This is a genomic window from Demequina sp. NBRC 110054 (assembly GCF_002090115.1).
Lineage (GTDB): Bacteria > Actinomycetota > Actinomycetes > Actinomycetales > Demequinaceae > Demequina.
Genome location: NZ_BBRK01000005.1, coordinates 472,601 through 499,416 on the forward strand (window position 1 = coordinate 472,601; position 26,816 = coordinate 499,416).

At 68.9% G+C, this 26,816-nt stretch carries 21 protein-coding genes; 11 read left to right on the forward strand and 10 right to left on the reverse strand.

Annotated elements, in window-relative coordinates; genetic code table 11:
• The first annotated feature begins 8 nt into the window (after window positions 1-8).
• Both lipA and B7K23_RS11460 read left to right on the forward strand, forming a co-directional pair.
• Entirely contained in the window at window positions 9-1,013 is a 1,005-nt protein-coding gene (lipA, locus tag B7K23_RS11455; RefSeq protein ID WP_084126706.1) for a lipoyl synthase, read from the forward strand.
• 49 nt (window positions 1,014-1,062) lie between these two features.
• Window positions 1,063-1,785, forward strand: a complete 723-nt coding sequence (locus tag B7K23_RS11460) for a DUF4191 family protein (protein WP_084126707.1) — start codon at window positions 1,063-1,065, stop codon at window positions 1,783-1,785.
• A 412-nt stretch (window positions 1,786-2,197) separates the two neighbouring features.
• On the opposite strand, the gene B7K23_RS11465 is transcribed toward B7K23_RS11460, so the two are convergent.
• Window positions 2,198-2,596 (reverse strand): RDD family protein, encoded by a 399-nt coding sequence (locus tag B7K23_RS11465; RefSeq protein WP_234996510.1) that lies wholly within the window; start codon window positions 2,594-2,596, stop codon window positions 2,198-2,200.
• 192 nt (window positions 2,597-2,788) lie between these two features.
• On the opposite strand from B7K23_RS11465, the gene glnA reads away from it, so the two are divergent.
• Both glnA and B7K23_RS11475 read left to right on the forward strand, forming a co-directional pair.
• Complete coding sequence (gene glnA / locus B7K23_RS11470; protein WP_084126709.1) at window positions 2,789-4,222, forward strand: type I glutamate--ammonia ligase; 1,434 nt, start codon at window positions 2,789-2,791, stop codon at window positions 4,220-4,222.
• Between the two features lie 158 nt (window positions 4,223-4,380).
• On the forward strand, window positions 4,381-4,722 hold the full coding sequence (locus B7K23_RS11475; RefSeq protein ID WP_143338254.1) for a hypothetical protein: 342 nt from the start codon (window positions 4,381-4,383) through the stop codon (window positions 4,720-4,722).
• A gap of 66 nt (window positions 4,723-4,788) precedes the next feature.
• Here B7K23_RS11475 and B7K23_RS11480 read toward each other — a convergent pair whose 3' ends face one another.
• From B7K23_RS11480 to B7K23_RS11515, 8 genes are all read right to left on the reverse strand, one after another.
• Window positions 4,789-6,078 carry an MFS transporter gene (locus B7K23_RS11480; RefSeq protein WP_084126711.1) on the reverse strand — a complete coding sequence of 430 codons (1,290 nt, stop codon included), beginning with the start codon at window positions 6,076-6,078 and terminating at the stop codon, window positions 4,789-4,791.
• A 222-nt stretch (window positions 6,079-6,300) separates the two neighbouring features.
• A complete protein-coding gene (locus tag B7K23_RS11485) occupies window positions 6,301-11,349 on the reverse strand; it encodes a PQQ-dependent sugar dehydrogenase (protein ID WP_159451396.1) in 5,049 nt (1,682 codons plus the stop codon).
• Window positions 11,350-11,542: 193 nt separating this feature from the next.
• Window positions 11,543-12,862 (reverse strand): oligosaccharide MFS transporter, encoded by a 1,320-nt coding sequence (locus tag B7K23_RS11490; protein WP_084126713.1) that lies wholly within the window; start codon window positions 12,860-12,862, stop codon window positions 11,543-11,545.
• A complete protein-coding gene (locus B7K23_RS11495) occupies window positions 12,859-13,875 on the reverse strand; it encodes a family 43 glycosylhydrolase (RefSeq protein ID WP_084126714.1) in 1,017 nt (338 codons plus the stop codon). The genes B7K23_RS11490 and B7K23_RS11495 overlap by 4 nt, the downstream gene beginning before the upstream one ends.
• A 453-nt stretch (window positions 13,876-14,328) precedes the next feature.
• Window positions 14,329-15,522 carry a Bcr/CflA family efflux MFS transporter gene (locus B7K23_RS11500; RefSeq protein WP_143338255.1) on the reverse strand — a complete coding sequence of 398 codons (1,194 nt, stop codon included), beginning with the start codon at window positions 15,520-15,522 and terminating at the stop codon, window positions 14,329-14,331.
• Window positions 15,519-15,956 carry a VOC family protein gene (locus tag B7K23_RS11505; RefSeq protein ID WP_084126716.1) on the reverse strand — a complete coding sequence of 146 codons (438 nt, stop codon included), beginning with the start codon at window positions 15,954-15,956 and terminating at the stop codon, window positions 15,519-15,521. The genes B7K23_RS11500 and B7K23_RS11505 overlap by 4 nt, the downstream gene beginning before the upstream one ends.
• Window positions 15,934-17,331 (reverse strand): FAD-binding oxidoreductase, encoded by a 1,398-nt coding sequence (locus tag B7K23_RS11510; RefSeq protein ID WP_200809826.1) that lies wholly within the window; start codon window positions 17,329-17,331, stop codon window positions 15,934-15,936. Before B7K23_RS11510 ends, B7K23_RS11505 begins: the two co-directional genes overlap by 23 nt.
• 5 nt (window positions 17,332-17,336) lie before the next feature.
• Entirely contained in the window at window positions 17,337-18,107 is a 771-nt protein-coding gene (locus tag B7K23_RS11515) for an SDR family NAD(P)-dependent oxidoreductase (RefSeq protein ID WP_084126718.1), read from the reverse strand.
• Window positions 18,108-18,448: 341 nt separating this feature from the next.
• Between B7K23_RS11515 and B7K23_RS11520 the strand changes: the two genes are divergently transcribed.
• From B7K23_RS11520 to B7K23_RS11540, 5 genes are all read left to right on the forward strand, one after another.
• A complete protein-coding gene (locus B7K23_RS11520; protein WP_084126719.1) occupies window positions 18,449-19,207 on the forward strand; it encodes an SDR family NAD(P)-dependent oxidoreductase in 759 nt (252 codons plus the stop codon).
• Between the two features lie 34 nt (window positions 19,208-19,241).
• Window positions 19,242-20,126, forward strand: coding sequence for a flavodoxin family protein (locus tag B7K23_RS11525; RefSeq protein ID WP_159451397.1), 885 nt, complete (start codon window positions 19,242-19,244; stop codon window positions 20,124-20,126).
• A 161-nt stretch (window positions 20,127-20,287) separates the two neighbouring features.
• Window positions 20,288-21,328 (forward strand): sugar ABC transporter substrate-binding protein, encoded by a 1,041-nt coding sequence (locus B7K23_RS11530; protein WP_143338256.1) that lies wholly within the window; start codon window positions 20,288-20,290, stop codon window positions 21,326-21,328.
• 16 nt (window positions 21,329-21,344) lie between these two features.
• Window positions 21,345-22,472 (forward strand): ABC transporter permease, encoded by a 1,128-nt coding sequence (locus B7K23_RS11535; protein ID WP_143338257.1) that lies wholly within the window; start codon window positions 21,345-21,347, stop codon window positions 22,470-22,472.
• 5 nt (window positions 22,473-22,477) lie between these two features.
• A complete protein-coding gene (locus B7K23_RS11540; protein WP_143338258.1) occupies window positions 22,478-23,263 on the forward strand; it encodes an ATP-binding cassette domain-containing protein in 786 nt (261 codons plus the stop codon).
• Between the two features lie 10 nt (window positions 23,264-23,273).
• Here the strand turns inward: B7K23_RS11540 and ribA are convergent, their stop codons facing one another.
• The gene (gene ribA, locus B7K23_RS11545) at window positions 23,274-23,912 is read right to left on the reverse strand and encodes a GTP cyclohydrolase II (RefSeq protein ID WP_084126723.1); all 639 of its coding nucleotides are present in this window, start codon (window positions 23,910-23,912) and stop codon (window positions 23,274-23,276) included.
• A gap of 156 nt (window positions 23,913-24,068) precedes the next feature.
• Here ribA and B7K23_RS11550 point away from each other — a divergent pair, with 156 nt between their 5' ends.
• Complete coding sequence (locus tag B7K23_RS11550) at window positions 24,069-25,730, forward strand: alpha-amylase family glycosyl hydrolase (protein WP_084126724.1); 1,662 nt, start codon at window positions 24,069-24,071, stop codon at window positions 25,728-25,730.
• A 33-nt stretch (window positions 25,731-25,763) separates the two neighbouring features.
• Window positions 25,764-26,816, forward strand: a complete 1,053-nt coding sequence (locus tag B7K23_RS11555) for a LacI family DNA-binding transcriptional regulator (protein WP_084126725.1) — start codon at window positions 25,764-25,766, stop codon at window positions 26,814-26,816.

Consider the following 26,816-nt stretch of genomic DNA (forward strand, 5'->3'; position numbering starts at 1 on the left):
GAGACCCTGTGACCCCCGCACCCGAGGGCCGCAAGATGCTGCGCATCGAGGCCCGCAACGCCGAGACCCCGATCGAGCGCAAGCCGGAGTGGATCCGCACCAAGGCCACCATGGGCCCCGAGTACAACGAGCTCAAGTCGCTCGTGAAGGGCGGCGGCCTGCACACCGTGTGCGAGGAGGCGGGCTGTCCCAACATCTTCGAGTGCTGGGAGGACCGCGAGGCGACGTTCCTCATCGGCGGCGCCCAGTGCACGCGCCGCTGCGACTTCTGCCAGATCGACACGGGCAAGCCCTCTCCCCTGGACCGCGCCGAGCCGCTCAAGGTCGCGCAGTCGGTCAAGGAGATGGGTCTCAAGTATTCGACGGTCACCGGCGTCGCCCGAGACGACCTCGAGGACGGCGGCGCGTGGCTGTACGCCGAGACCGTGCGGCAGATCCACGCGCTCAACCCCAGCACGGGCGTCGAGCTGCTCATCCCCGACTTCAACGCGGACCCCGACCAGCTCGCCGAGGTCTTCTCCTCGCGCCCCGAGGTCCTCGCGCACAACGTCGAGACCGTGCCTCGCATCTTCAAGCGTATCCGGCCGGCGTTCAAGTACGAGCGGTCGCTCGAGGTGCTCACGCGTGCGCAGGCCGACGGCTTCGTCACGAAGTCCAACCTCATCCTCGGCATGGGCGAGACCATCGACGAGGTGCTCCAGGCGCTCCAGGACCTGCACGACGCCGGCTGCGACCTGCTGACCATCACGCAGTACCTGCGCCCGAGCCCGCGCCACCACCCCGTCGAGCGGTGGGTGCGCCCCGAGGAGTTCGTCGAGCTGTCCGAGGCGGCTGAGGAGATCGGCTTCCTCGGTGTCATGTCGGGGCCGCTCGTGCGCTCGTCGTATCGCGCGGGCCGGCTGTGGGGTCAGGCGATGACCAGCAAGGGCCGTCCGATCCCCGAGGCGCTGGCTCATCTGGGCGAGCCGGTCGAGGCCCGCCAGGAGGCGTCGTCCCTGCTCGCGAGGAGCTGAGGCGAGGCGGGCCGATTGCCTCCCCGCACCCACTAGACTGGGCGGCATTATGGCGAAGAATGAGCCCGAGAAGAAGCAGCGCTGGTATCAGCTGATCGCGCAGGCGTACAAGTTCACCAAGCCGCAGGACAGCATGCTCCTGCCCGGGATGATCCTCATCCCGGTGGTGATCATCGGCGTCGCAGTCGTGATCGGCCTCGTGATGGACAGCACGATCGTGCTCGTCTACGCGATCATCCTCGGCGTGCTGCTCGGCGTGCTCGGCTCGCTGTTCTTCCTCACGCGCCGATTCGAGAAGGCGGCCTTCTCCCGCATGGAGGGCCAGATCGGCGGCTCGCTCTACGTCGCGCAGTCGATCCGTCGCGGCTGGCAGTTCGAGGAGAACCCCATCGCCGTCGACCAGCGCGGCACGGGCATCGTCTTCTACGGCGTCGGCGTCGGCGGCATCATCCTGCTCGCCGAGGGCCCGGCCGCCCGCAAGCAGGTCGACAAGGTCAAGGCGCGCCTCGCGAAGGTCGCCTCCGGCGTCAAGGTCACCCCGATCTTCGCCGGCAACGGCGAGGGCCAGGTCCCGATCAAGGACCTCCCCAAGGCGATCCGTGGCGTCAAGAAGCAGACCTACGGCCGCGGCATCACCAAGGGCCTCAACAAGGACGAGCAGGCCGCCGTGCAGGCCCGCCTCAAGGCCATGGGCGGCGCGCAACTGCCGATGCCGAAGGGCGTCGACCCCATGCGTGCGCGCGCGGACCGCAAGGGCATGCGCGGCCGCTGAGCCGATCTCATCGTCACGAAGCCGACGCTCCCTCGGGGCGTCGGCTTCGTCGTTCCCCGGGGAAGATCGTCCTGGCGCCCTACCCGCGCGACCACCGCATCGTCCCTGCGCGGGTGACCACGGCGTCGTCCCTGCGCGGGCAACCCCGGCATCGTCCCTGCGCGTGCAACCCCGGCATCGTCCCTGCCGCGCATCGTCCGCACACGCCGGCGGTACAGAATCGTCCACTGGGGCGCGACACGCGCGCCGAAACGACACTGAGCGTCCACTGGGGCGCGGCGCCGACGCCGAGCGCCCCAGTGGACAGTGGTTGTCGCTTCTGAGGCGGCCTCGTCACCCAGTGGACAATTCCGGACGGCGCCCACGCGCCGCGGCAGGACGATGCGGCAGTCGCCGCGCGCGGCGCGGCGGCTCAGCGCGTCGGGATCAGCCGGGTGCCCGCGATCGCGTCGTGATATCCCCGCCCGGTCGGGTCGGTGAACAGCGCCGGCAGCACGAGCACTGTCAGCGCGGTGCGGATCGCCGCGGCCCGGAGCCCCACGATGGCCGCGCCGTCCTCCCTCACCACGCGCAGCCCGACAACGCGGTGCCCGATGGTCGTGCCGAGGGTCGCGACGAGCACGAGGTGCTGCGCTGCCCACACGGCGACCGTCCCCCACTGATTGCCCGCGAAGAACGTGCGCTCGAGCACCGTCAGGTCCGTGGCGTCGACGCCCGGCGCGCGCAGGAATGCCGACGTGACCAGGAGCGATAGCCCCCAGTCCACGGCCAATCCGAGCACGCGACGGCCCATCGGGGCCCGTGCGGGCACCTCAGCAGGCGATTCCGGGGATGGCATGCCACAAGGTTAGGCGATTCTCACGAGTCAGAAATCCCTGGTTGTCGCGAACGTTTCACACGCTTGTAACACGCCGGAAACAACAGGTGAATGCAGGGGCAACAGCGTGGCCCTAGGGTGTGAGTTGCTAGTCCTAGCAACCTGTCTCTCCTAAGGAGCAATCGGATGTTCAAGACCGCCGAAGAGGCGATTGCGTACGTCAAGGAGGAGGGCGTCGAGTTCGTCGACATCCGCTTCTGCGACCTGCCCGGCCAGATGCAGCACTTCAACATTCCTGCATCGCAGTTCACCGAGGACGTCTTCACCGATGGCGCCATGTTCGACGGTTCGTCGATCCGTGGTTTCCAGGCCATCAACGAGTCCGACATGAAGCTGCTGCCGGATGTCGCGACCGCGTTCATCGACCCGTTCCGCATCGCCAAGACCCTGGTGATCAACTTCTCGATCGTGGACCCGTTCACGAACGAGCCGTACTCGCGTGACCCGCGCAACGTCGCGACCAAGGCCATCGAGTACCTGAAGTCCACCGGCATCGGTGACACCGCGTACTTCGCCCCCGAGGCCGAGTTCTTCATCTTCGACTCGGTTCGTTTCGACACGAACCAGCACGAGGGCTACTACCACATCGACTCGTCCGAGGCCTGGTGGAACACCGGCGCCGAGACCGAGATGGACGGCGGCCCGAACCTCGGCTACAAGACCCGCATCAAGGGCGGCTACTTCCCCGTCTCCCCGGGTGACCAGATGGCGGACCTCCGCGACGAGATGGTCCAGGTCCTCGAGCAGGTCGGCCTGTCCGTCGAGCGCGCGCACCACGAGGTGGGCACCGCCGGCCAGCAGGAGATCAACTACCGCTTCAACACCATGCTGCACGCCGGTGACGACCTGATGAAGTTCAAGTACGTCATCAAGAACGTCGCGTGGCAGAACGGCAAGACCGTCACCTTCATGCCGAAGCCGCTCTTCGGCGACAACGGCTCGGGCATGCACGTGCACCAGTCGATCTGGAAGGACGGCGAGCCGCTGTTCTACGACGAGAACGGCTACGGCGGCCTGTCCGACATGGCCCGCTGGTACATCGGCGGCATCCTGAAGCACGCCTCGTCGCTGCTTGCCTTCACCAACCCGACCGTCAACTCGTACCACCGCCTCGTGCCGGGCTACGAGGCCCCGGTGAACCTGGTGTACTCGGCTCGTAACCGTTCGGCTGCCGTTCGTATCCCGATCACCGGTTCGAACCCGAAGGCCAAGCGCATCGAGTTCCGCGCCCCCGACTCGTCCGGTAACCCGTACCTCGCGTTCGCGGCGCTGCTCATGGCGGGCATCGACGGCATCAAGAACAAGATCGAGCCGCCGGCCCCGGTCGACAAGGACCTGTACGAGCTGCCCCCCGAGGAGCACGCTCTCATCCCGCAGGTGCCGGACTCGCTCCCCGCGGTCCTCGACACCCTCGAGGCCGACCACGCCTACCTCACCGAGGGCGGCGTGTTCACCGAGGACCTCATCGAGGAGTGGATCGACTACAAGCGCTCGGCCGAGATCGACCAGCTGCGCTTCCGTCCGCACCCGCACGAGTTCGAGCTCTACTACGACTGCTAAGTCCTAGTTCAGGCTCACGGAGGGCCCCGGCACCGCTAGGTGCCGGGGCCCTTCCGCTTCTCCAGGGACGATGCTGGCCGCTCCGCGAGGACGAGGTACCGCTCACCGCGGTGGCCGGCTTCGTTGCGCGCATCCGCCCGGCGTGCCACGCTCAGCGCATGACGAGGACGAGACTCTCGAGGACGTGGGCGGGCGTGCTGGTCGCCACCGCGGCGGCATGCGTCGGAGCCGTGTCATGGGCGCTGTACCTCTACATGACGTACTTCTGGACCGTGTACTGGAACCTCGGGGCGAACAGCCACCTCTACACCTACCTCCAGCCGGCGCTCTTCGCCGTCACGCTCTCGGCAGCCCTCGCCAGCGGCGCGGTGGCGGTTCGATCCCTGCGCATGCCCGGGACGGCGCGCGGCGCGTCCGCGTCGGTGGTCCTCGTCCTGCTCCTCGCACTCACCCTGTGGTCGGGCGCATCCATCCTGCTGGGCCGCGCATACGCGGACTAGCAGGGCCAACGCGCTCGCGCGGACCACGCGCTAGGGGTCCGATCTCGCGCGACGCTGGTGTCTACCTCATCGACGAGGGCCGCCCCGCCCGTCTCGAGCTCGGGATGGGGGCTTCGACCCTGGCGACGAGTCGAGGGCCGGCGTCGACGATGAAGATGGCCCTCCGTGCGGAGGGCGCGACGCCGGCGCGAGCGTGAAGATCGCGGCAGCGGCGACGCACACGAGCAGCAACGCCTGACGCACCCCCACGGCCTCGGCGATCACCCCGACCAGGAGCGGCGCCACCAGGCCTCCAGCAGTGCCGAAGACGTTGACGGCCGCGACCCTCGATGTCGCGTCGGTCCGCTCGTCTGCGGCCGCCGACAGCGCGACGGGGAACGCGAAGGCCGTACCGACGCCCCATACCAGCAGCGCAGGGATCACCACCGCGAACGAGGGCGACAGCGCGAATGCGGCGGCGCCCACCGCGATGAGGGTCGCGCACACGCGGAGCGTGGCGACTCGGCCCCAGCGCTGCAGCCGGGAGACCCCGAGCACCCGGGTGAGGCTCTGCGCGATGATCACGCTCGCGTAGAGCACGCTCGCAGTGCCCTCGGTACGCGCGAAGTCGTCCACAAGGGCGAGCGGTATCCAGTTGCCCGCCGCCAGCTCTGTGGTGAAGGCGCACAGCAGGATGAACCCGAGGGCGATCGTCCGCGGCTCCCGGACGGCGGCCCGGATACCGGAGAAGAAGTCGCTCCGCCCCGTTCCGTTTGCGCGCGGCGGGGGCCTGCCATCGATGAAGGCGCGGTTCGCAACGGCGAGCCACACCAGGCCCACGAGCGTCGCATTGACGAGGAAGTGCGTGGTCACCGAGGCGCCCACATACGAGTAGCCCGCGCCGAGCGCGAGGCCCGCGAGCATGGACAGGGAGAAGGTGGCGTGGAACTGGGCCATGATCGGGCGCCCCACGAGCCGCTCGATCGTGGCGGCCTCGGCGCTCAAGGTCGCCATGAGGATCTCGAAGTTGCCGAGCGCGACGAACGACCCAGCGCCGTAGAGCAGCGGAGAACCGAGCAGCGCGGCGCCGGCCATCGCCAGGATTCCCGCCACGATGCCCGCGATGCAGGCCCTTCCCACGGCCAGCGACCCCAGGCGCGCGACCAGCCCACCCGTGAACCAGAACGCGACGAGCCCCCCGCACGCGCCGAACAGCAGCACGGCGCCATACTCCGAGGGCGACACGTGGAGGTCGTCGCGCACGCTCGGCACGCGTGACACGAACGTCGCCGCGAGCACCCCCACGCCCGCGAAGAAGACCATGACACTCACCCGAGCCTGCTGGACCCTGGTGGCGCTGGGTGCTGGAACGTCCATGAGATCCCCCTCGATCCTCCTCGGTCAATCGACCGAATGAGACGTACCCGATCCACTCTAGGCGGCGCGGCCGAATCCGGCGCGGCGAGAGGGCCAGGCCGCGGCGCGAAGAACGATGGCGGCGGCGAGACGCACCATGGGCGGGTCAGGTCGGGACGCCGCGCCACTAGACACGCGACGAGGCCCGACCGGTACATACCGGTCGGGCCTTGTCGAATCAGATCAGCCGATGTACGTCGACTCGAGGTAGTCGACGACCGCCTGGTGCTCGCTCGCGCTCAGCGCCCGGTCGAACACGATCACGGCCGCGACGTCCATGTCGATCGACGGGGAGCCGTCGATCTCCACGCCGAGCATGATCTTGTCCGAGCCCGTCTTGAAGGTGTGGGTCGCGGAGTCGATCTCGACCCCGTCCTTGTAGTGCGTGAGCTCACCGGAGCCGTAGACCGCGGACTGCACGAGCCAGCCCGCGCCGTTGCCGTCGACGTTCGAGTCGAAGTCACCGCACCAGCCCTGCACCGCCAGGTCGCCGTCACCCGACACGACCGTGCCGAACGTGTACCCGCAGTATGGGGCGCCCCACGAGAACCCGCCCCAGCCGTTCGACTCGTAGTTCGCGACCGTGAACACGGTCCGATCGGCGGCACCGGTCGGCATCGCCGTGAGCGAGCCCACGCGCTGCAACGAGTCGCTGTCACCGTCGAACGAGATCGCCGCCGCTCCCGCGGGAGTCGTCACCGTCCCGACAGTCGGGTCGCCCGTGACCGTGTCGAGGTCGTTGCCGCTGTCGGACTGGTCCAGCCAGCCCGTCACCGTGCTCGCACCCTGCACGCCCGCGCCGGACACCAGGCACAGCACCGCCTCGGACCCGTACGGCACCGTGCACGCCGACGGCACCGCCTCCGGCAGCCCAGACACCTCCGCGCTCGCCCCAGACTCGTTGTCGGAGTCATCGAACGCAGTCACCACGTAGAAGTACTCCGTGCCATTGACCACCGTGTCATCGATGAACCCCGCCGACGTCACCGTCGCCACCGGATCATCCGACGCCACATCGATCACACCCGACGACTCCGCACGGAACACGTGATAGCCAGCCAGATCCGAGGCCGTCACCTCATCCCACGCCAACGTCACCGATCCCTCACCAGCCGTCGCCGCCAACCCGGTCGGTGCCTCAGGCGCCGTCGTGTCCGGCACGAACACCTCCGGCAGACCCGACACCTCCGCGCTCGCCGCGGACTCGTTGCCCAGGTCATCGAACGCGGTCACCACGTAGAAGTACTCCGTGCCATTGACCACCGCGTCATCGACGAACCCCGCCGACGTCACCGTCGCCACCGGATCATCCGACGCCACATCGATCACACCCGACGACTCCGCACGGAACACGTGATAGCCAGCCAGATCCCCATTCAGATCAGTCGACGCCGACCACGACAGATCCACCTGACCATCACCCGCATCAGCAGCCACCCCAGACGGCACAGACGGCGCCACGTCCTCGACCGCACCTGTGATGTACTTCTGGCTCAGGTACGTATTCGCCTGCGCCAGCTCGCTCGAGGAGAGCACCCGGTTGAAGACCAGCACCGCGGCCACGTCCATGTCGACGTAGGGCGAGCCATCGATCTCGGCGCCCAGCACGATCTTGTCGGTCGCCGTGTCATAGGTCCGGCTGCTCGAGGAGATCTCGACGCCGTCCTTGTACTGCGTGAGCTCACCCGAGCCGTACACCGCGGACTGCACGAGCCAGCCCGCACCGTTGCCGTCGACGTTCGAATCGGCGTCGGTGCACCAGCCCTGGACCGCGAGGTCACCGTCTGCCGAGACGGTCGTCCCGAAGGTCTCCCCGCAGTAGGACGCGCCCCACGAGAAGCCGCCCCAGCCGTTGGATTCATAGTTCACCACCGTGAGCACGGTGCGCGCAGCATTGCCCGAGGGCATGCCGTTGAGTGAGGTGATCCTCTGCAGAGAGTCGCCGTCACCGTCGAAGGAGATCGCGTTCTGGCCGGTCGGGGTGGTCACCTCGCCCTGGGTCGGATCGCCCTCCGGCACATCGAGATCGTTGCCGCGCCCCGACTGGTCGAGCCAGCCGCCGACCGTTCCGTCGGTGCCGCTGATCACGTTGAGGTCGGACTCGACGTGCAGCACGAGACCGCCGAGAGGGAAGTCGCCGGATAGCGGCTCGGTCGAGACGGTGAAGTCCGCGCTGTCCGACGCTCCCGCATTGGAATAGGTCACGTGGTCCATGCTCGCGACCTGCACGGTCACCGTGTGGTCCCCGTCCTCGACACCGGTGAAGGTGTACGAACCCGACTGCTCCATCACCGTGACGTGCTCACCGTCGTCCAATGTCAGGTGGACGTGGTCCCCCGTCGCCAGATCGCCGCCCGACTCCCACGAGACCGTGACGTCCGACGTCTCCAGTACCGCGCCGTCGCTCGGCTCGGTGAGCGTGACGGTGGGCTCAGCGACTGTCTCGCCACCGAGGTACTGCTGCTCGAAGTACGTCTCGATCTGCTCGCGCTCGGTGTCGGTCACCGCGCGGTCGTAGACCAGGATCTCCGCGACGTCCATGTCGATGCGACGCGTGCCGCCGAGCTCTGCGCCCAGGCGGATCCGATCGCTGCCCGTGTCGTACGTGTGCGTCCCCGAGTCGGTCAGGGTCCCATTCAGATACTGGGAGTACTCGTCGCCGGACAGGACGACGGACTGGCTGAGCCATCCGGCGCCGTCCGCATCCGCGTCGGAGTCGAAGTCGTTGCCATTCCCCCAACCCTGGATGCCGAGGTCGCCGTCGCTCGTGCGCACGAGACCGAACACCTCGTTCGTGTAGGGCGCGCCGTAGGTGAAGCCCGCCCAGCCGCCGGAGCTGTTCGCGCCGTCGTACTTGACGAACATGAAGATCGAGCGGTCTTCGCTCTCCGTGGGCAGCTCGAGCACGCTCGACCTTCCCAGCCCGTCATCGACGCCATCGAAGCTGACCACGCTGTGGCCGGACAGAGCCTCCTCCACAAGGGTCGGGGCCGCGGACGTCACGCCCAGGTTGTTGCCGCTTCCGCTCAGGTCGGCCCACCCGCTGACGCTGGTGCCGGATGCCGTCACGCCCTGGTCGCCCTGGAGGCGCATGACGAGTCCGTCGGTGACGGGGGCGGCGCACTTGCCGCTGAGCTCGAACGTCGCCGTGAGAGTGGTGTCGGAGTCCGGCACGGTGACTGTATGAGTCGCGTCGCCGCCGTCCGACCACCCCGTGAACACGTACTGGTCCTCGCCGAGACACTGCGGGGTCACCGCAGAGATCTCGTGCTCAAAGTCGATCAGCGTGTCGTGCACGAAGGGCGCCGTATGGGACGAGCTGTCGAGCTGGAGCACGAGCCCCTCGGGCTCAGTCGCGAACGTGACGTCGACCTTGTCTGGATAGACCTCGACCGTGTCCGTGCCGACGAGGCCGAGCTCGTCCGTGACGGTCAGCGTCACCCGATACCAGGTCTCATTGCTGTAGTCGTGTCCGCTCGTCGGCACCTCGAAGGATCCGGAGGTCCCGTTGTCAATCGCATCACCGGGATGGAAATGGTTGTCGTGACCGAACTGGACGGTCCATTCGTAGTCATCCTCGGAGAGCGCGCCGTCATCGGTCGCGATCCCCTCCACCGTGATGACATCGCCCGCGCGGAACAGGTCCCCGTCCGTCGGCGAGGTGATCGTCACTGTCGGCGCGACGCCCACTTGTATCCTCATCGCGTCCGACACGACGGTATGCCCGTTGTCCGACACGCTCACGTAGGCGTCGTACGGTCCTTCGACGGTGTACGTGTGCTGGACGCTCGCGCCCGTCGCGGTCTCGCCGTCACCGAAGTACCAGGTATACGTAAGGTCGTCACCCTCAACGTCCGTCGCCGCCGCGTCGAAGTTCACCGTGAGGGGCCCAGGGCCGTCGGTGACGTCCGCGGTCGCCGACGAGATCACCGGAGCCTGGTTGCCGCCCTCGTAGACGATGCGGCGGATCTGTCCCAGGTAGATGTTGTTGTAGTACAGCGCGCCATCGGTACCTTCGACGATCGACACGACCGTGGTCGTCGAGCCTGGCATCTCAGTCGACGGCTTGAAGTCGTAGTCTCCGGTGACGACCTCGCCTGTGTCGTCGAAGGTGAGGTAGCGGATGAAGTGGCGCGTGTAGTCGCCGTAGAAGTACACGCCCTGCCACTCGCTCGGGAACTGGTTGCCCCGGTACACGAATCCGCCGGTCAGAGAGGCGTTGCCCGTGCCGCCGTCCTGCACGTGCTGATACGAGAAGATCGGTTCAGCCGCCGAGCCGTCGGTGATGGTGCAGTCCGGGTAGTCGGTATAGGGATACGGCCCCTCACACCCAGGCCAGCCGTAGTCCAGGCCCTTGTACTCGTCGTCGTACTTGGCTATATGGATGTCCTCCCACGACTCCGGGATGTCGTTGCCGCCCACCTCTCCGATGAAGAAGCGGTTGGTCTCGATATCCCAGCTCGCACGGAACGGGTTGCGCAGGCCCCAGGCCCAGATGTACGGGTTGATCCCGCCCGCGCCGTCGGCGAAGGGGTTGTCCGGGGGCACGTCGCCGTCCGGCTCCACACGGATGACGGAGCCGCTCGGGTCGGTCAGGTCGTCGGCGCGCTCGCCGTCGAACTGGTCTCCGATCGTGAGCCACAGGTTGTCGTCGGGACCGAAGTCGAGGCCTGCGCCGTAGTGGCAGCAGCTGGTGTAGCCCGTCGTGTCCTGCCACACGACGAACTCCGAGGCGAGGTCGCCGCGGCTCGTGAGGCCGCCCGTGTTCTCGACGTGCGTGAACCGAGCGATGCGCCCGTGCTCGGGATCGGCAGTCTGGTAGTAGAGGTAGAAGTAGCCGTTGTTCTCGAAGTCAGGGTCGAGCGCGATGTCGAGCAGCCCGCGCTCCTGATCGTTGTCGATGTTCACGATGGTCATGTAGCTCTCCATCGTCATCGGCACGGTCGCGGGGTTGCCGATCTTGATCTCGCCGCCCTTCTGGAGCACGAGCATGCGCCCGTCCGGAAGGAACGCCATCGAAGTCGGCTCGGAGAGCCCGGTGGTCGCCACAGCCTCGTCGCTGAAGCCCTCGAGGGACAGCGGCCCCTCGACCGCCGCGTCCGCCGGCCGCGAGATCGCCACGAGTGGAACGATCAGCAGCGCGATCAGCACTGCGATCAGTGTCCGGATCCCCCATCGGCGTGAGCCCTGCATGTTCCACACGTCCGCGCGCGCGACACCGTCGTTCATCATCAGATTTCCCCCCCAGGTCCCCCACGCTTCCCCTCGCGCGTGACGTACGGCCATATTACCGGTTTGCCCAATTTGCGCCATAGATCCACCTCAGACGCAGGAAACCTGCGCGAGAGGAGGTGTGCCCACGAAGACGCGACGAGGCCCGACCGGCGGTCAGCCGGTCGGGCCTCGTGCGATGGGGTCAGGCTCGCTATGCCTTGGCGGCGACCTGGTCCTCGACGCCGTCCGCGAGCTCGCCCGTAGGCGCATCGCACCCACGATCGTCGCGCATGAGGAAGCTCGCGATGACTGTCACCACGCCGATGACGACGGCCATGATCAGGTAGGCGTTCGAGAAGCCGATCGTCTCGTACGCGTAGCCGAACGGGAGCGAGAAGGCCGCGACTCCGAGCGACTTCGCGACGCCGAAGCCGAGCATGTAGGCGGTCGCCGAGATCCGCACGTCGAAGATGCGCGTGATGTACTTCATGACCGATACCAGCATGAACGGCATCTCGATGGCCGCGAGCAGGCGCCACGCGACCAAAGCCTCCGTGGTGGTCACGAGGGCCGAGCCGAGAACACGCACGATGAGGATCGCGGCGAAGATCTGCAGGCCGCGCTTGGCCCCGATCTTGTTGATGATCCAGGGCGTGACGAGCATGACCGCCGCCTCGGCGAAGATCTGGATCGTCACGACGTAGGAGAACAGCTGCACGGGGTCGCCGTGGTTGACGTGCTCCGCGAAGTAGATCGAGTACTGCTGGTCGAACACGTCGTAGAGCGCGGCGGTGCCCAGCATGAGGATCACGAAGCCGATGAAGCTGCGGTCGGTCAGGAGCTCGACGATGGTGGCCTTGGTCACCTTCGTCGTGTGGTGCTCCTCGCTCGCTCCCTCGGCTGCCTGATGCGGCACCTTCGCGACGAAGAGCAGGGCGCCCAGCACGAGCGCGGCGAACGAGGCCGCCCACCAGATGCTGTCGGGGTTGAGGTGCGACCACATCCATCCCGCGACGAGCGTGATGGTTCCACCCGCGATCGAGCCGAAGAGGCGCGCGTGCCCGTACTCGAACTCGTTGGCGCGCGAGGCGCGCTCGTTGAAGGCCTCGACGACGCTCACACCCGCGAGCAGGACCAGCGCCATGTACATGCCGCCGACGATCGCCGCGCCGGTGATGCTCCAGCCGGCGAGCGCCGGGAAGGCGAAAGCGAAGAAGGGCCCGACCATCGCGGCGCACAGCACCACGAAGTAGAACAGGTACTTGCGCAGGCCCAGCCGGTCCTGGATGTACCCGTACAGCGGCTGCAGGCACAGCGCGGTGATGGCCATCACCGTGTTGATGAGGCCGATGTCACCCTCGCCGACGCCCTTGTCCGCGAACCACAGGCCATGGAACGAGAACCAGATCTGCCAGACGGCGAAGTAGAAGAAGTACAGGCCGCCGTAGTTCCAGACCACGCCTCGCTTGAGCGAGTCGAGGACGGTGGGCGCCGACTTCTCCGGGGCAGGCGTCGACGAGGGGGTGCTCATACGTTCATGCCCTCCGGGGGAAGGACCTCGACCGAGGTGGGCGCGGGACGCGTGATCGGCTGCGGCTTGCCCCACACGGGGTTGCCGTCCTCGTCGAAGGGCAGCACCTGCGCGCACGCCTGACGGTTGGGCTCCCACAGCGGGTCGCCGACGATCTCGGTGTAGGTCCTGGCGTGGTAGACGATCACGGGCTCGCCGTCAGCGGTCTCCGTGAACGAGTTGTGGCCGGGCCCGTAGATGCCGTTCTCGGGCGCCGAGGTGAACACGGGATCCTTGGACTTGGTCCAGCTCGCCGGGTCGAGCAGATCGGCGTCGGCGTCGGCGGTGAGCAGACCCATGGCGTACTCGATGCCGGTGCCGGAGGCCGAGTAGGTCAGGTACACCTTTCCGTTCTTCTGCAGGACGGACGGACCCTCGTTGACCCAGTACACCTGGATCTCCCAGTCGTACTCGGGCTTGGTGAGCATGACGGCCTCCGTCGCAAGGGTCCAGGGGTTCTCCATGCGCGCGATGTACAGGTTGGAGTGCCCCTTGATCGCCGCCTCCTGCTGCGCCCACACCAGGTACTGCACGCCGTCGTTCACGAAGCTCGTGGCGTCGAGCGCGAAGTCGTCCCAGCCGGTGTCGACCTTGCCGCGCTCCACCCAGGTGCCCGTGATCGGGTCCTCGTCGGTGCACTCGAGGCAGTACACCTGGTGGTTGAACGTGTCGTCGACGTCGGGCTCGGGACGCGTGACCGACATGTCGGGCGCGGCCGCGTAGTAGATGTACCACGCGCCGTTGACGCGGTGGATCTCGGGCGCCCAGATGAGCGACGACTGGGGGCCGGAGTCCGGCTTGGTCCAGATCGTCACCTCCTCGGCGGCCTGGAGGTCCTCGAGCCGCTCGGCACGACGCAGGACGATGCGGTCGTACAGCGGATACGAACCCGTGAAGTAGTACTGGCCGTCCTCACGCAGCACGCAGGGATCAGCGCGCTGAAGGACGATCGGGTTCGGGATGTCGTGGACCATCGGTGCTCCTCGTTCAAGACTGTGGATGCGCGGGGACCTTGCCGTCTTGCGCGGTGTTAACGCTAGACAAAATCTACTTCGACTCGGCGGGACCCCTGGACCATCCTCCCAGCCTGAAGGAGTGCTCGCACCTGCGCGAGTCGCTCTCAGTTCTGGGAATGTTGTCCTGCAACAGTACACCTTTAATGAAGCATTTCGCAACAGCCTGGAATGCTCGTGCAGGAACCCTTTCGCTGGCCGCCGAGCGTCCGATGAGGAGACCGACGGCGCCGGACGGCAGGGACTCCTCGGGCGCCGGGCACGGCAAGTCCGCGCACCGCCTTCGCCGACAAGCTCCGTGGGCGTGTGCGTGGCACGCGTCGCCCCCTCTCGTTCTCCCCTCCTGGATCCGAGAGGGGGCCTCGTCGCGCCCGCCGCGACCTGGAGACACCTCGCGAACCACCCCAACCTCTGCTAGCTACGGAGGTCGACACGCCCCGCGAGAGCCCGCACCGCGAGAGGCCCGGACACTGCCCCCACCGCCATGACGGCGACCAGCGACCACGGCGACCCCGCCACGCCTGCGAGGGGCGATGCGATCGCGCCCGCGATGAACTGGCAGATGCCCAGCAGGCCCGAGGCGGCGCCGGCCCGCTCGCGCTCCACCGCCATCCCCAATGCCATGACCGACGGGACGATGAGGCCGACGCTCGCGATGGCGAGGAAGACTCCTGCGAGGACGACGGGGAGCGCGTCCAGGCCCACGCCGACGCCCAGCACGGCCACGCCTGACAGGGTCAGCAGGTGGCCCATCCCGAGCAGCCGTCGTGACCCCACGGTCGCCACGAGCTGCCTCGTGGTGAACGATGCACCGACGATGCCGACGGCATTCGCGGCGAACACGACGCTGTACTGAAGCGCCGACAGGCCGAATCGCTCCTGGAGCACGAACGACGAGGCGCCGATGTACCCGAACAGCACCGCGCCGATCGCCCCGAGCGCGGCGAGATAGGCCACGAAGGTGCGCTGCGCGAGCACGGCGCCCAGCTCGCCCGCGATGGCGCTCGCGCGGGGCGCGATCCTGCGCGCTGGCGGCAGCGTCTCCGGCACAAGCCGGAAGCCCGCCGCGGTGAGCCCCACCGCCGCGAGTGCGAGGACCAGGAACATCCCGCGCCAGTCCATCATGCTCGCGAGCGCACCCCCCGCGAGCGGTGCGAGCACCGGAGCGATCGACACGACCGCGCCGAGGGTCGCGAACGCACGACCCGCCTGGGCGCCGGGGTAGGCGTCAGCCACCACCGCGCGGGACACGACAAGGCATGCGGCGGTCCCGAGACCCGCGACCACGCGCAGCGCGAGCAGCACGCCGAGCGTCGGGGCGAGCGCACCGAGCACGTGTGCGACGGCGTAGGTCAGCCCGCCGAGGAGCAGCGGCAGCCTGCGTCCCACGGCATCGCTCACCGGCCCGAGCACAAGCTGCCCGACGGCGATCCCGACAAGCACCGCGGAGACCGTCGCGGCAGCGCCGGCCTCGGTCGCACCGAGGTCCTCCCCAAGCCCGGGCAGGACCGGAAGATACAGGTCCGTCGTGAGCACCACCAGCGCAGTGAACGCGGCGAGCATCGGCATGAGATGGCGCGGCGTCGCGCGTGGCGCAGCTCGAGTCACTCGGGCTCCGGGCGCTCGACGAGCTCGACGAGGTTGCCCTCCGGGTCGGCGAGGTACGCCATGCGCACCCCCTCCTCCGGCGACGGGCGAGGCGTCATCACCTCGCGCGCCCCGAGCAGGACGAGCCTTGCGAACTCCCCGTCCAGACCCCGGACATCGAAGGCGAGATGCGAGAAGCCCTCGGTCAACGCTGCCTCTGCGGGGTCCGCCGCGCGCGGGCCCGGCGAGGCGCCCGGACGATGAAGCAGCTCGAGCCGAGTCCCGTCGGGATGCCTGAGCATCACGATATCGAGGTCGATCGGATCCACACGCAGCTCGAGCTCGACCTCGTAGCCGAACGCCGCCCCGTACCAGCGCGCGCAGGAGGCGAGGTCGGTGACGTTGAGGCCGACGTGATCGAGCCGCGTCGACTCAGGCGTGTGCGGCGCTGGCATGGACATTCAGCTCCTCCTGGTTGGCGCACAGGTATCCCGCGATCCGGCCGTCGGGGTCGCGGTGCGCGCGGATCTGCTCGAGTCGCTCGTAGTGCGCGGGGCTGAGGAACTGATCCTGGCGCGCGGTGAAGTCGGTGTCTCCGAGGTACACCCCCACTCCCCCGTCCCGCGCGATCGCGGCCGTGCGCGCGTGCACTCGCTCGCGATAGCGCGCATCGTCCGCGGCGTCGCCGTAGATCAGATAGGTGGCGACGTACACGTTGGCCTCGACGGAAAACGCCATGTCGGGAAGCTCTCGCGTGGGCGCCCAGCCGTACCAGATCGAGAACGAGTGCTCGGTGTCGAGCTCACGCCAGATGTCGAGCAGCAGCGGCGCGAGGACGTCCGCGGAGGCGTTCGTCCAGGCGCAGTCGACCGCGTAGCGGTAGCCGTCCGGGTTCTGGCCCATCTGCGCGATGCTCTCTTGCGCCACGGTCGTCGGACCGGTGACCCGCCCGAGCTCGCGCCCTGAGACCGGGCACTCGCCGATCTGCCCGAGCAACGCCGCCGCCTCCTCGGCTGAGTCGGCCATGCAGGTCGCGTGCAGGAGCAGCACCGTGCCGCCCGGATGCTCGACGCCGTCGTAGAGAGGGACATCGGGGAGCCGCGTCGCCGCCATCACCGGCTCCACGCGGCGGTCGAGGCCCGGCAGCACGTCGTGCAGCCAGTGGATGACGGCCTCGGCGTCGTCGAGCGCGAAGGTCCACGTGTCGTGCCACATCGCTCCCGGCAGCGCGTAGGTCTGGAGATCGAAGCGCGTGACGACGCCGGGAAAGCCCGGACCCGCGCCTCGCGCGGCCCAGTAGAGATCGGAGTTGCGCTCAGCGTCTGCGCGAACGTGCCTGCCGTCGGCGGTGACGACGTCCACCGCGACGACGCTCTCGCACGCCCACCCCTTCGCGCGCCCGTTCCAGCCCTGTCCGCCCTGGAGGAGGTATCCCCCGATGCCGACGGTCGCGCAGTGCCCTCCGGGGAACGCCCGGCCGCGTGCGGCAAGGAAGGGCGCAAGCTCGAGGGCCCCCATCGTCGCGGGACCTGCAGAGACGATGCCAGTCTCGTCGTCGTACGCGAGCGACCTCAGGGCGCCAAGATCGAGCAGCAGGGCCTCGTCGCGCACGCTCCAGGCCGCCCACGAGTGACCGCCCGAGCGCACGCTCACGCGCCAGCCCCGCTCGATCGCGAGCCGCATGCCAGCAACCACGTCCTCAGCGTCGGCGACCTCAAGCACCGCGGCCGGGTAGCGCTCGGGCCTGCGTGCGTTGAACACCCGACCCACCCGCGCCTCCTCGTACCCCGGCTCGCCCCTCAGGAAGAGCCGCCCGCGAACGTCGTCCACCGCGCTCATCCGACAACCGCCGCTCCACCGTCCACGGGGATGTTGGCCCCCGACACATGTCGCGACTCAGGGCTCGCGAGGAACAGCACGGCGGCCGCAACATCCTCGGGCTGCCCCCACCGGCGCAGCGGCACGCGGGACAGGATCTGCTCAGCGGGTCCGTCAGGGTCCTCGAGCATCGGCGTCGTGTGCGGCGTCTGGGTCATGGCGGGCGAGACTGCGTTCGCCCGGATCCCGTGGGGACCCCCCTCGATGACGAGCTGGTACGTCAGCGCGAGAACCCCGCCCTTGGCTGCGCCGTGGGCGTTCTGCGGCATGAACCAGGCGCCGCGCGACGCGGAGATCGAGGCGATGTTCACGATCGAGCCGCCGCCCGCCGCCACGAGGTGGGGCCACGCAGCCCTCGTCACGAGGAAGACCAGGTCGAGCTCGTTGCGCATCGTGAAGGACCAGTCCTCATAGGACAGCGCGTCGATAGGCCCGAAGCGGATCGCTGACGCGTTGTTGACGAGCACGTCGACGCGACCGGCGAGCGCGGCCGCCCTCTCGACCCAGTCAGTCGCGCCCTCCGGCGTCGACAGGTCAACGGGCGCGATCGCGTCCATGCGCCCGCCCTCGGCCCGGACCAGCGCGACGGTCTCGTCGGACGGTCCCGGGTTGAGATCGCAGCCGACGACATGGGCGCCCTCGCGAGCGCACAGGAGCGCGGTGGCGCGACCGATGCCGCCTCCCGTGCCCGTCACGAGCACCGTCATGCCCTCGAGACGGCCGTTCATCGCTGCGCTCCCGCGCAGAGGCGGCGCACGCCGAGGCGTGGCCGCGACCCTCCGATGCCTACGCCGAGGCCGACGCGGCGCGAGCAGTTGACGAGGCGGTCCGACATGGACGTGTGGCGCGTTCGAGCAGTCACGGATGCACTCCTTTGTGCGGGGCGCCGCCCGGGGACGCGGGCGACTTTCGTTTCTTGAAAGTGACTTTCATCGAGATGCTAGCCCTTGTCAAGCGAACCCTCCACTCGCCGGGCCGACACGCCGGTCGCCTGGACAGGCGCGCGATCGTCCCCTACCGTTTGTGAAAGTCACTTTCAGCATGTGAGAACTCAAGGAAGAGTGCACTCATGGCAGGTTGGTTGAATCTCGAGGGCAAAGGCGCCCTCGTCGTCGGCGGCGGCGGACTCGGCGGCGCCACCGCGCGGAGCCTCGCGGAAGCGGGCGCCAGGACCGTCGTCGTCGATCGGGACGAAGGCGCCCTCGAGGCCGTCGCACAAGCGGCCGCGGACAGCGGCGCCGAGCTCGCGACGCTGCACGCCGACGTGTCGACACCCGACGCGTGCCGAGCAGTGGTCGCGAGGTGCGTCGACATGGTCGGCACGCCACGCGCCTTCCTCCACGCGGTCGGACGCAACGACCGCCGCCCCGTGCTCGAGCTCGGCGACGACGACTGGGAGGCGATCCTCAGGCTCAACCTGTCGACCGCATGGTGGCTCGGCCAGGAGGTCGGGCGCCGGATGGTCGCCGAAGGCGCGGGACGCATCGTCTTCGTGTCCTCGGTGTCCGCACTCCTCGCGCACCCCGACCACGCGCCCTACGCCGCATCCAAGGGCGGCATCAACCAGATGATGCGCGTCATGGCGCGCGAATGGGCACCGCACGGCGTGACCGTGAACGCCGTCGGCCCCGGCTACATCGAGACCGACCTCACGCGCGCCTATCTGGATCGTGACGGACACCGCGAGGCGCTCGAGTCGCTCGTGCCCGCGGGCAGGCTCGGCGCGCCCGAGGAGATCGCCGATGCCGCCACGTTCCTGCTGTCCGACAGGGCCGGCTTCGTCACGGGCCAGTGCCTCTACGTGGATGGCGGGAGGACCCTCGTATGACGACGCCACGAAACCGCTCGAAGAGAGGAAGGCCATGACACGCAAGGTGCTGGGGCTCGGCTGCGGCAATCCGGGCGGAAGCGCAGAGATCCTGCTGATCGAGGCGCTGCGCGCCGCGCAGGACGACGGTGCCGAGGTCGAGCTGGTCCGACTCGAGGATCTCTGCCTCGACACCGTCGGCGGCGAGGACGACGCGGAGTGGTTCTGGGAACGGCTGATCACGTGCGACGCATGGATCGTCAGCGCGCCGATCATCAGCAGGACGGTGCCCGGCCGGCTCAAGGTGCTGGGCGACAGGCTGCTCGGCCCCAATGCCGACGCGGCGATCATCGAGGGACTGCTCGAGGCCCGCAGGAGAGGCGAGGATCCCGCCGTCCCCTTCCGCGTCGACGAGCGCGTGCTCAAGCCGCGGGTCGCAGGACTCATCGCGTGCGGGGGCGCCCTCACGACCCAGTGGAAGGCCCTCGCGCTTCCCGTGATGCACACGCTCACGTTCTCGATGAGCATCGCGGTCGTCGACCAGATGGTCGTGGAGGGCGCCGGGACGCCGAGGTCGGTGGTGCTCGACGACGACGCCGTCGCCCGCGCAGGCACGCTCGGCCACCGGGTCGCGAGCCAGCTGGGCAGGTCGTTCGACGAGGCCGAGTACCTCGGCGACCCCGGGGCCTGCCCCATGTGCCATCTCGATGTGATCACGCTTCAACCCAAAGGGGTGCAATGCGCCTCGTGCGGCGCTCTCGGGCGGCTCACGGACGGCCGGGTCGAGTGGACCGACCTGGACACGTCGGTCATCTCGATGGCCGAGCGTCGCGCGCACTACCGCGAGATCGTCGAGACCGCGCGCGCCCACGCCGCGCTGTCCGACACGGTCGCGCAGCGCGCGGCCGCCTACTCCGACTTCCCGGCCTCACACCCATGAGTCCAGGAATAGCGTCCATCGCGATTCCCGATACCGGCGGCGTCGCCGTGGACACCCCTCGGTCGCGGTCCTAGCATGGGCCACACCGACGAAAACGGCTTTTGATCATTGAAAGTCACAAGGTAGCAAGTCCCCTGTCGCGGAAATCAAAGGAGATCCCCGTGAGCACCGTTCGTCATTCCCACCCACTCTCTCGCGCCGCTCTCGGTGCTGGCGCAGCGACGATGCTGCTCCTGGTCAGCGCCTGCTCGTCCTCCGAAGGCGACGGCGCAAGCTCATCGTCGGACGGGGCCGAGCCCAGCTCCTCGTCGAGTGCCATGGCTGCGGGTGAGGAGACCACCGACCTCCCCCAGACCCTCGTCTTCTCGCCGTTGAGCCTCGAGATCCCCGCGATGCAGGGCCTCGCCGATGGCGTCACCGGCTATGGCGAGGGCCAGGGCTGGGAGGTCATCGTGCAGGATCCGACCTTCGACCCGAGCACCCAGGTCCAGCAGGTGACCGAGGTCCTCGAGTCCGGACGCGCGGGAGCGATGTGGATCATCGCGATCGCGCCCGAGTCGATGACGGAGGCACTCGCCACCGCACAGGAGAAGGGAGTGCCGATCCTGATCAACGGCGTTCCCGAGGACTACGGCTTCGACGGCGCCCAGGCGGGCATCACCTTCGACACGATCGACTATGCCGCCGCAGGATCCGCGCTCGGAGAGCAGACCGGCATGTGCATCAACGACATGCTCGGCGGCGAGGGCACCGTCCTGTACGGCGAGTCCGCCGCGGGCACCGCGGGCAAGGAGGAGATCGACGCGGCCTTCCTCGAGGCCCTCACGGCCACCGCCCCGAACGCCACCGTCGTCCAGAACTGGGAGGCGGTCGAGCGCGCCGCCTCGCAGACCGACGTCGGCACGATCCTCCAGGGCAACCCCGACATCGACGTGGTCGCCTCGTCGAACGACGAGGGCATCCTGGGTGCGATCGGAGCATTCAAGGCCGCCGGCACCGAGCTGCCGTGCGCTGTCGACTTCGGTGGCAACGACGAGGTCCTCGGCCTCGTGGACGACGGCACGATGTACGCGACCGTCGCCCTCCAGTTCGAGCAGGACATGGTCCAGTCGTTCGACACGCTCGCGCAGATGCAGCTCGACCCGACAGCCGAGGGACCGCTGCTGACCGTTCCGATCGCCGTCACGAGCTCCGCCGGCTGAGACCTTGCGTCGAGACATGAAGATGGCCAGCACCGCTCAGGCCGAAGGCTCCGGGACCCCCGCCACCGCGGGGGCCCCGGACGCCTCCTCGCCCACGCCCTCGCACCACGCCCCCGCCCCCGCAGCCGCAGCTCCCGCAGCAACCACGAAGGACAGTGCGAGCGTGCGCGGGATGATCTTCCTTCGCGACCGCGGGATCTTCGTCCTCTGGGCGCTCGTGATCGTCGCCTTCTCCTTCTGGGCGAACCCGTACTTCGCGACGTTCAACAACGCCGTGCTGATCGCCAACGCGGCCGCGATCAGCGCGATCTTCGCGGCCGGCGTCGCCGTCGGGATCATCTGCGGCGCGCTCGACCTCTCCATCCCGGGAGTAGCCGCGCTGTCGAGCTGCGTCGCCGGCTGGATGCTCGTGAACGGCCTGCCGATCTGGCTCGCGCTGGCGACGGGAATGATCCTCGCCGCCCTCGTGGGACTCGCGAACGGTCTCATCTCGCTGCGAGGCTTCAACCCGATCATCGTCACGATCGCGATGTTGTCCATCACGTCGGGAGCCGCCGCGATCATCGCGGGCGGGTACACGTTCCCCGGCCTGTCCATGCTCGACTTCATGGGCACGCAGAGATACCTCGGCGTCCCGGCTCCGGTCTGGATCTGCGCCGGGGTATTCCTCGTGGGGACAGTGTTCCTCACAAAGACGCGCGACGGGATCCGCCTCATGGCCGTCGGCGGCAACGCGGAGGCGGTCCGACGCTCCGGCATCCACAGCGACCGCTACATCGTCTTCGCCTTCGTGATCAGCAGCACGTGCGCAGGACTCGGCGGACTCGTGACGACCGCGGTCGTGACCGAGGCGAGTCCGAGCGCGAGCCCCGCGCTGATCTTCACCGCGCTCACCGCCGTCGCGCTCGCGGGCGTCTCGCTCGCGGGAGGGCGCGGCAGCCTGCCGCGCGTCCTCGTCGGCGCGCTCGTGCTCGCGACGATCTCCAACGGGCTCACCATCAAGGGAATCCAGCCGTACTGGGCGACTGGCGTGACGGGCGTACTGCTGATCGGCTCGCTCACGCTCGAGCTCTGGGTGACCAAGTCCGTCTCCAAGCGCCTGATGGCCACGGCGCAGGCCTCCGTCCACACGGGAACGAGGTAGGGATCATGAACGAACCGGCACAGACCCCGGTGCTGGCGCTCTCGCGCATCGACATGCACTACGGCTACGTACGCGCGCTCGACGCGATCGATTTCCACGTGGGTCCGGGAGAGGTGGTCGGACTGCTCGGCGACAACGGTGCGGGCAAGTCGACGCTGCTCAAGGTGATGTCCGGCGCCCACCGGCCCACCGGCGGCGAGGTGAGGGTGCACGGCGAGCGGGTGGACTTCGACTCCCCGAGCGATGCGACCGCGGCCGGGATTCAGATGGTCTACCAGGACCTCGCGCTCGTCGATGCCCTCGACATCGCCACCAACCTCAACATCGGGCGCGAGATCCTTCGCAAGGGCATCTTCGGACTTCTGGGCTTCGTGGACCACAAGGCTCAGCGACGCCGCTCGGAGGCCGAGCTCGACAGGCTCGGAGTGCGCACGGCCGCGATGACCCGCCCCGTCGAGATGCTCTCGGGCGGGCAGCGCCAGGTCGTCGCCCTCGCGCGCAGCGCGACGCGGGTCACGGGAGACCGCAACGGCGTGCTCCTGCTTGACGAGCCGACGGCAGCGCTCGGCTACGAGCAGACCCAGCAGGTGCAGGCGCTGATCAGGCGCATGGCCGACCAGGGGATCGCGATCGTGCTCGTCACGCACAACCTCGCGCTCGCAACCGAGGTGTGCGACCGGCTCGCAGTGCTCAATCGCGGCCAGAAGGTCGCGGACATCCCGACGGCGGAGACCGACAACGATCAGATCGTCGGCTGGATCACGGGAGCGAGACCCTCGATGTTCGTGTGAGCCTGGAGGGTCAGGCGACCCCGGGCAGCGCGATGAGGTGGCCGGTGCGCTCGACCTTGGCCGCGAGATAGCGGGCATTCGCGTCGGTCAGGTGCACGCGGGTCGGCACCTGCTCCTCCACCTGCACGCCGAGCGCCTCGAGCTGCGAGGCCTTGTCGGGGTTGTTGCTGAGCAGCCGCACCCGCCCGACGCCGACAGCCTCGAGCATCTGCGCGACCGCCGTGTAGTCCCGCTCGTCCTCGGCGTGCCCGAGGGCAAGGTTCGCCTCATACGTGTCGAGCCCGGAGTCCTGAAGCGCGTACGCATCGAGCTTCGCGTAGAGCCCGATCCCGCGCCCCTCCTGCCTCAGGTAGAGCAGGAACCCTCCCGTCGCGGCGATCCGCTCGACCGCCTCGCGCAGCTGAGGCCCGCAGTCGCATCGCTCCGAGCCGAGCACGTCGCCCGTGAGGCACTCGCTGTGCGGTCGCACGAGGGGAGCCTCGCCCCCCATCTCTGCGCGCACCACCGCGTCCTCCCACTCGCCGAGGGCGAGGAGCAGGTGCTCGGATCCATCGGCGAGCCCGCGGAACGTCATCACCTCGGCCACGGTCGAGTAGCCGTCGGCGAACGTCATCGGGACCCTCACCCGGGAGCGGATCTCTGCGGACATCGTGTCTCTCCTTCGGGGCGCCTGCGGCGCGGATGTGAGGAGAACGCGGGGACGATGCGCGCCATTCCCGGTCTGGAGCGCACGCCTCAGGCCCATCCCGCGACGCGCGGAGCGCTCGACTTGCCAAGAGTCGTGCAAGCGCTTACAAATGTCGCTATGGCATTCCCTTCAGGCGACGACGCCTCGACCGACTGGTGGCGCTCCGCCGTCATCTACCAGATCTACCCCCGTTCGTTCGCGGACAGCGACGGCGACGGGGTGGGCGACCTCCCGGGCATCACGAGCAGGCTCGACGATCTTGAGCACCTCGGCGTCGACGCCGTCTGGCTCTCGCCGTTCTACCGCTCGCCCCAGCACGACGCCGGCTACGACGTCGCCGACTTCTGCGACGTCGACCCGCTGTTCGGCACGCTCGAGGACTTCGACGCGATGGCTACGCGCGCGCACGACCTCGGCATGCGCGTGATCGTCGACATCGTCCCCAACCACTCCAGCAGCGACCACGCCTGGTTCCAGGCCGCGCTCGCAGCCGGCCCCGGATCCCCCGAGCGTGCGCGCTACATCTTCCGCGAGGGCAAGGGTGAGGGCGGCGAGCTGCCGCCGAACGACTGGCGCTCGGTCTTCGGAGGACCCGCGTGGACGCGCGTCGTCGAGCCCGACGGCGCCCTCGGCCAGTGGTACCTGCACCTGTTCGACTCCTCGCAGCCCGACCTGGACTGGACCAGGGAGGAGGTGCGCGCCGACTTCGACGACATCCTGCGCTTCTGGCTCGCCCGCGGCGTCGACGGCTTCCGCGTCGACGTGGCGCACGGGCTCGTCAAGGCCCCCGGGCTGCCCGACTACACCGTCGAGCAGCGCGCCGCTGCCGCCGAGGGAGACCCGGCGGCGCAGAGCCCGCACTTCGCCCAGGAGGGCGTGCATGAGATCTGGCGCCGATGGCACGACGTGGTCGCGGAGTTCGGACCCGACCGCATCCTGGTGGCGGAGGCCTGGGTCCAGCCGCTGACCCGGATGGCTCACTGGGTCCGTCCCGACGAGATGCACCAGGCCTTCAACTTCGCGTACCTCATGACGGCGTGGGACGTCGCCGAGCTGCGCGAGATCATCGACGACTCGCTCAGCTCGTTCGGCTCCGTCGGGGCACCGAGCACCTGGGTGCTGTCCAACCACGACGTGGTCCGTCATGCGACGCGCCTCGCGCTGACCGCGCCCAACCCGCAGGGTCATGGTCTCGGGCCCGACTCCCCCGGGCTCCCGCAGGTGGACCACGGCATCCGGCGGGCGCGCGCGGCCACCCTGCTCATGCTCGCGCTGCCCGGAGGCGCCTACCTGTACCAGGGCGAGGAGCTCGGCCTGCCCGAGGCGCTCGAGATCCCTGGCGATGCGCGGCAGGATCCGACCTGGGCGCGCACGCAGGGCGAGAGGTTCGGCAGGGACGGCTGCCGCGTGCCCATCCCCTGGGAGGCTGACGCCCCCGCCTACGGCTTCAGCCCGAGCGGCGATTCCTGGCTCCCGCAGCCCGCCGACTGGGCACCCTTCGCGAGGGACTCTCAGCGCGGGCGCGAGAGCTCGACGCTCGAGCTCTACCGAGCCGCGCTGGGCCTGCGCAAGGCGCACGGCCTCGGCACCGGCGATCTCACCTGGGTCGATGCCGCCGAGGGCGTGCTCGCGCTCGACAACGGCGACGTCCGCGTCGTCGCGAACGTGTCGGGCGACGACATCCCGCTCGCGGACCTGTCCGGCGAGGTGCTGATCGCCTCGGAGGAGCTCGACGGCGCACTTCCCGCCGACACGACCGTCTGGCTGCGACGTGGCTGACGACGATATCTCCGGGCCCCGCGGCTGCCGCGCATGAACGACGTGAGCATCCAGCAGGTCGCCGAGCGCGCGGGCGTCTCGACCGCGACCGTGTCGCGCGCGCTCGCCGGCAAGCAGAGCGTCTCCGAGTCCACAAGGCAGAAGGTCGCGGTCGCCGCGAAGGAGCTCGGGTACGTGGTCTCGGCGACGGCCTCGAGCCTCGCGAGCGGCCGCACCCGGTCGGTAGGCATCATGATGCCGTTCCTCGACCGCTGGTTCTTCACGACGGTGATGGCGGGCGCCCATCGGGAGCTCACCGACGCGGGCTATGACGTCACTCTGTACCACTGCGAGCCGAATCGGCTCGACGACATCGACGGCACCGCGAACGTGCGCCGGGCGAAGCTCTTCGAGGACTCGCTCCTGCGGCGACGCGTCGACGGGCTCCTGCTCGTCACCCTGTCGCTCACGGCGACGGAGCGCGCGCGGCTCAGCGGGCTGAAGAAGCCCGTGGTCGGTATCGACCGCCCCCAGCCCGGGATCCCCACCTTCGCGGTCGACAACCTCAGCGTCGCCAAGGCGGCCGTCGGACACCTCCTCGACCTCGGGCACCGGGACATCGCCTACATCGGCGGAGTCATCCCCTACGACCTCGACTTCCAGGTCCCCGTGCTTCGCCGCGCGGGATACGACACCGCGATGGCTGAGGCAGGCATCCCGATCCGTCCCCGGTGGATCAGTGAGGCCGAGTACACGAGCGCGGGCGGCTACGACGTCGCGCGCAAGATCCTCGACGACCCCTCCGATCGACCCACCGCAGTGTTCGCGGCCTCCGACGAGATCGCCTACGGAGTCATGGTCGCCGCGCGCGAGCTCGGCCTGCGCGTGCCGGAGGACCTGTCGATCATCGGCATCGACGGCCACCCGACCGGCGCCGTGCTCGGGCTCACGACCATCGACCAGCACCCGGCGCAGCAGGGCGTCGTGGGCGCGAGGGCGCTGCTGCACGAGCTCGAGCCCGACGCCGCGCACGACGCGGTGCCCACGAAGCTGCCGTTCGAGGTGATCCACCGCCAGTCCACCGCAGCCCCCCGCCGCCGCACGTGA

Bases quoted from the DNA above. Each gene is read 5' to 3' on its own strand.
- B7K23_RS11460 (WP_084126707.1), top strand. From the start codon at position 1,063: ATGGCGAAGAATGAGCCCGAGAAGAAGCAGCGCTGGTATCAGCTGATC.
- glnA (WP_084126709.1), top strand. From the start codon at position 2,789: ATGTTCAAGACCGCCGAAGAGGCGATTGCGTACGTCAAGGAGGAGGGC.
- B7K23_RS11475 (WP_143338254.1), top strand. From the start codon at position 4,381: ATGACGAGGACGAGACTCTCGAGGACGTGGGCGGGCGTGCTGGTCGCC.
- B7K23_RS11480 (WP_084126711.1), bottom strand. From the start codon at position 6,078: ATGGACGTTCCAGCACCCAGCGCCACCAGGGTCCAGCAGGCTCGGGTG.
- B7K23_RS11485 (WP_159451396.1), bottom strand. From the start codon at position 11,349: ATGATGAACGACGGTGTCGCGCGCGCGGACGTGTGGAACATGCAGGGC.
- B7K23_RS11490 (WP_084126713.1), bottom strand. From the start codon at position 12,862: ATGAGCACCCCCTCGTCGACGCCTGCCCCGGAGAAGTCGGCGCCCACC.
- B7K23_RS11495 (WP_084126714.1), bottom strand. From the start codon at position 13,875: ATGGTCCACGACATCCCGAACCCGATCGTCCTTCAGCGCGCTGATCCC.
- B7K23_RS11505 (WP_084126716.1), bottom strand. From the start codon at position 15,956: ATGCCAGCGCCGCACACGCCTGAGTCGACGCGGCTCGATCACGTCGGC.
- B7K23_RS11515 (WP_084126718.1), bottom strand. From the start codon at position 18,107: ATGAACGGCCGTCTCGAGGGCATGACGGTGCTCGTGACGGGCACGGGA.
- B7K23_RS11520 (WP_084126719.1), top strand. From the start codon at position 18,449: ATGGCAGGTTGGTTGAATCTCGAGGGCAAAGGCGCCCTCGTCGTCGGC.
- B7K23_RS11525 (WP_159451397.1), top strand. From the start codon at position 19,242: ATGACACGCAAGGTGCTGGGGCTCGGCTGCGGCAATCCGGGCGGAAGC.
- B7K23_RS11535 (WP_143338257.1), top strand. From the start codon at position 21,345: ATGAAGATGGCCAGCACCGCTCAGGCCGAAGGCTCCGGGACCCCCGCC.
- B7K23_RS11540 (WP_143338258.1), top strand. From the start codon at position 22,478: ATGAACGAACCGGCACAGACCCCGGTGCTGGCGCTCTCGCGCATCGAC.
- ribA (WP_084126723.1), bottom strand. From the start codon at position 23,912: ATGTCCGCAGAGATCCGCTCCCGGGTGAGGGTCCCGATGACGTTCGCC.
- B7K23_RS11550 (WP_084126724.1), top strand. From the start codon at position 24,069: ATGGCATTCCCTTCAGGCGACGACGCCTCGACCGACTGGTGGCGCTCC.
- B7K23_RS11555 (WP_084126725.1), top strand. From the start codon at position 25,764: ATGAACGACGTGAGCATCCAGCAGGTCGCCGAGCGCGCGGGCGTCTCG.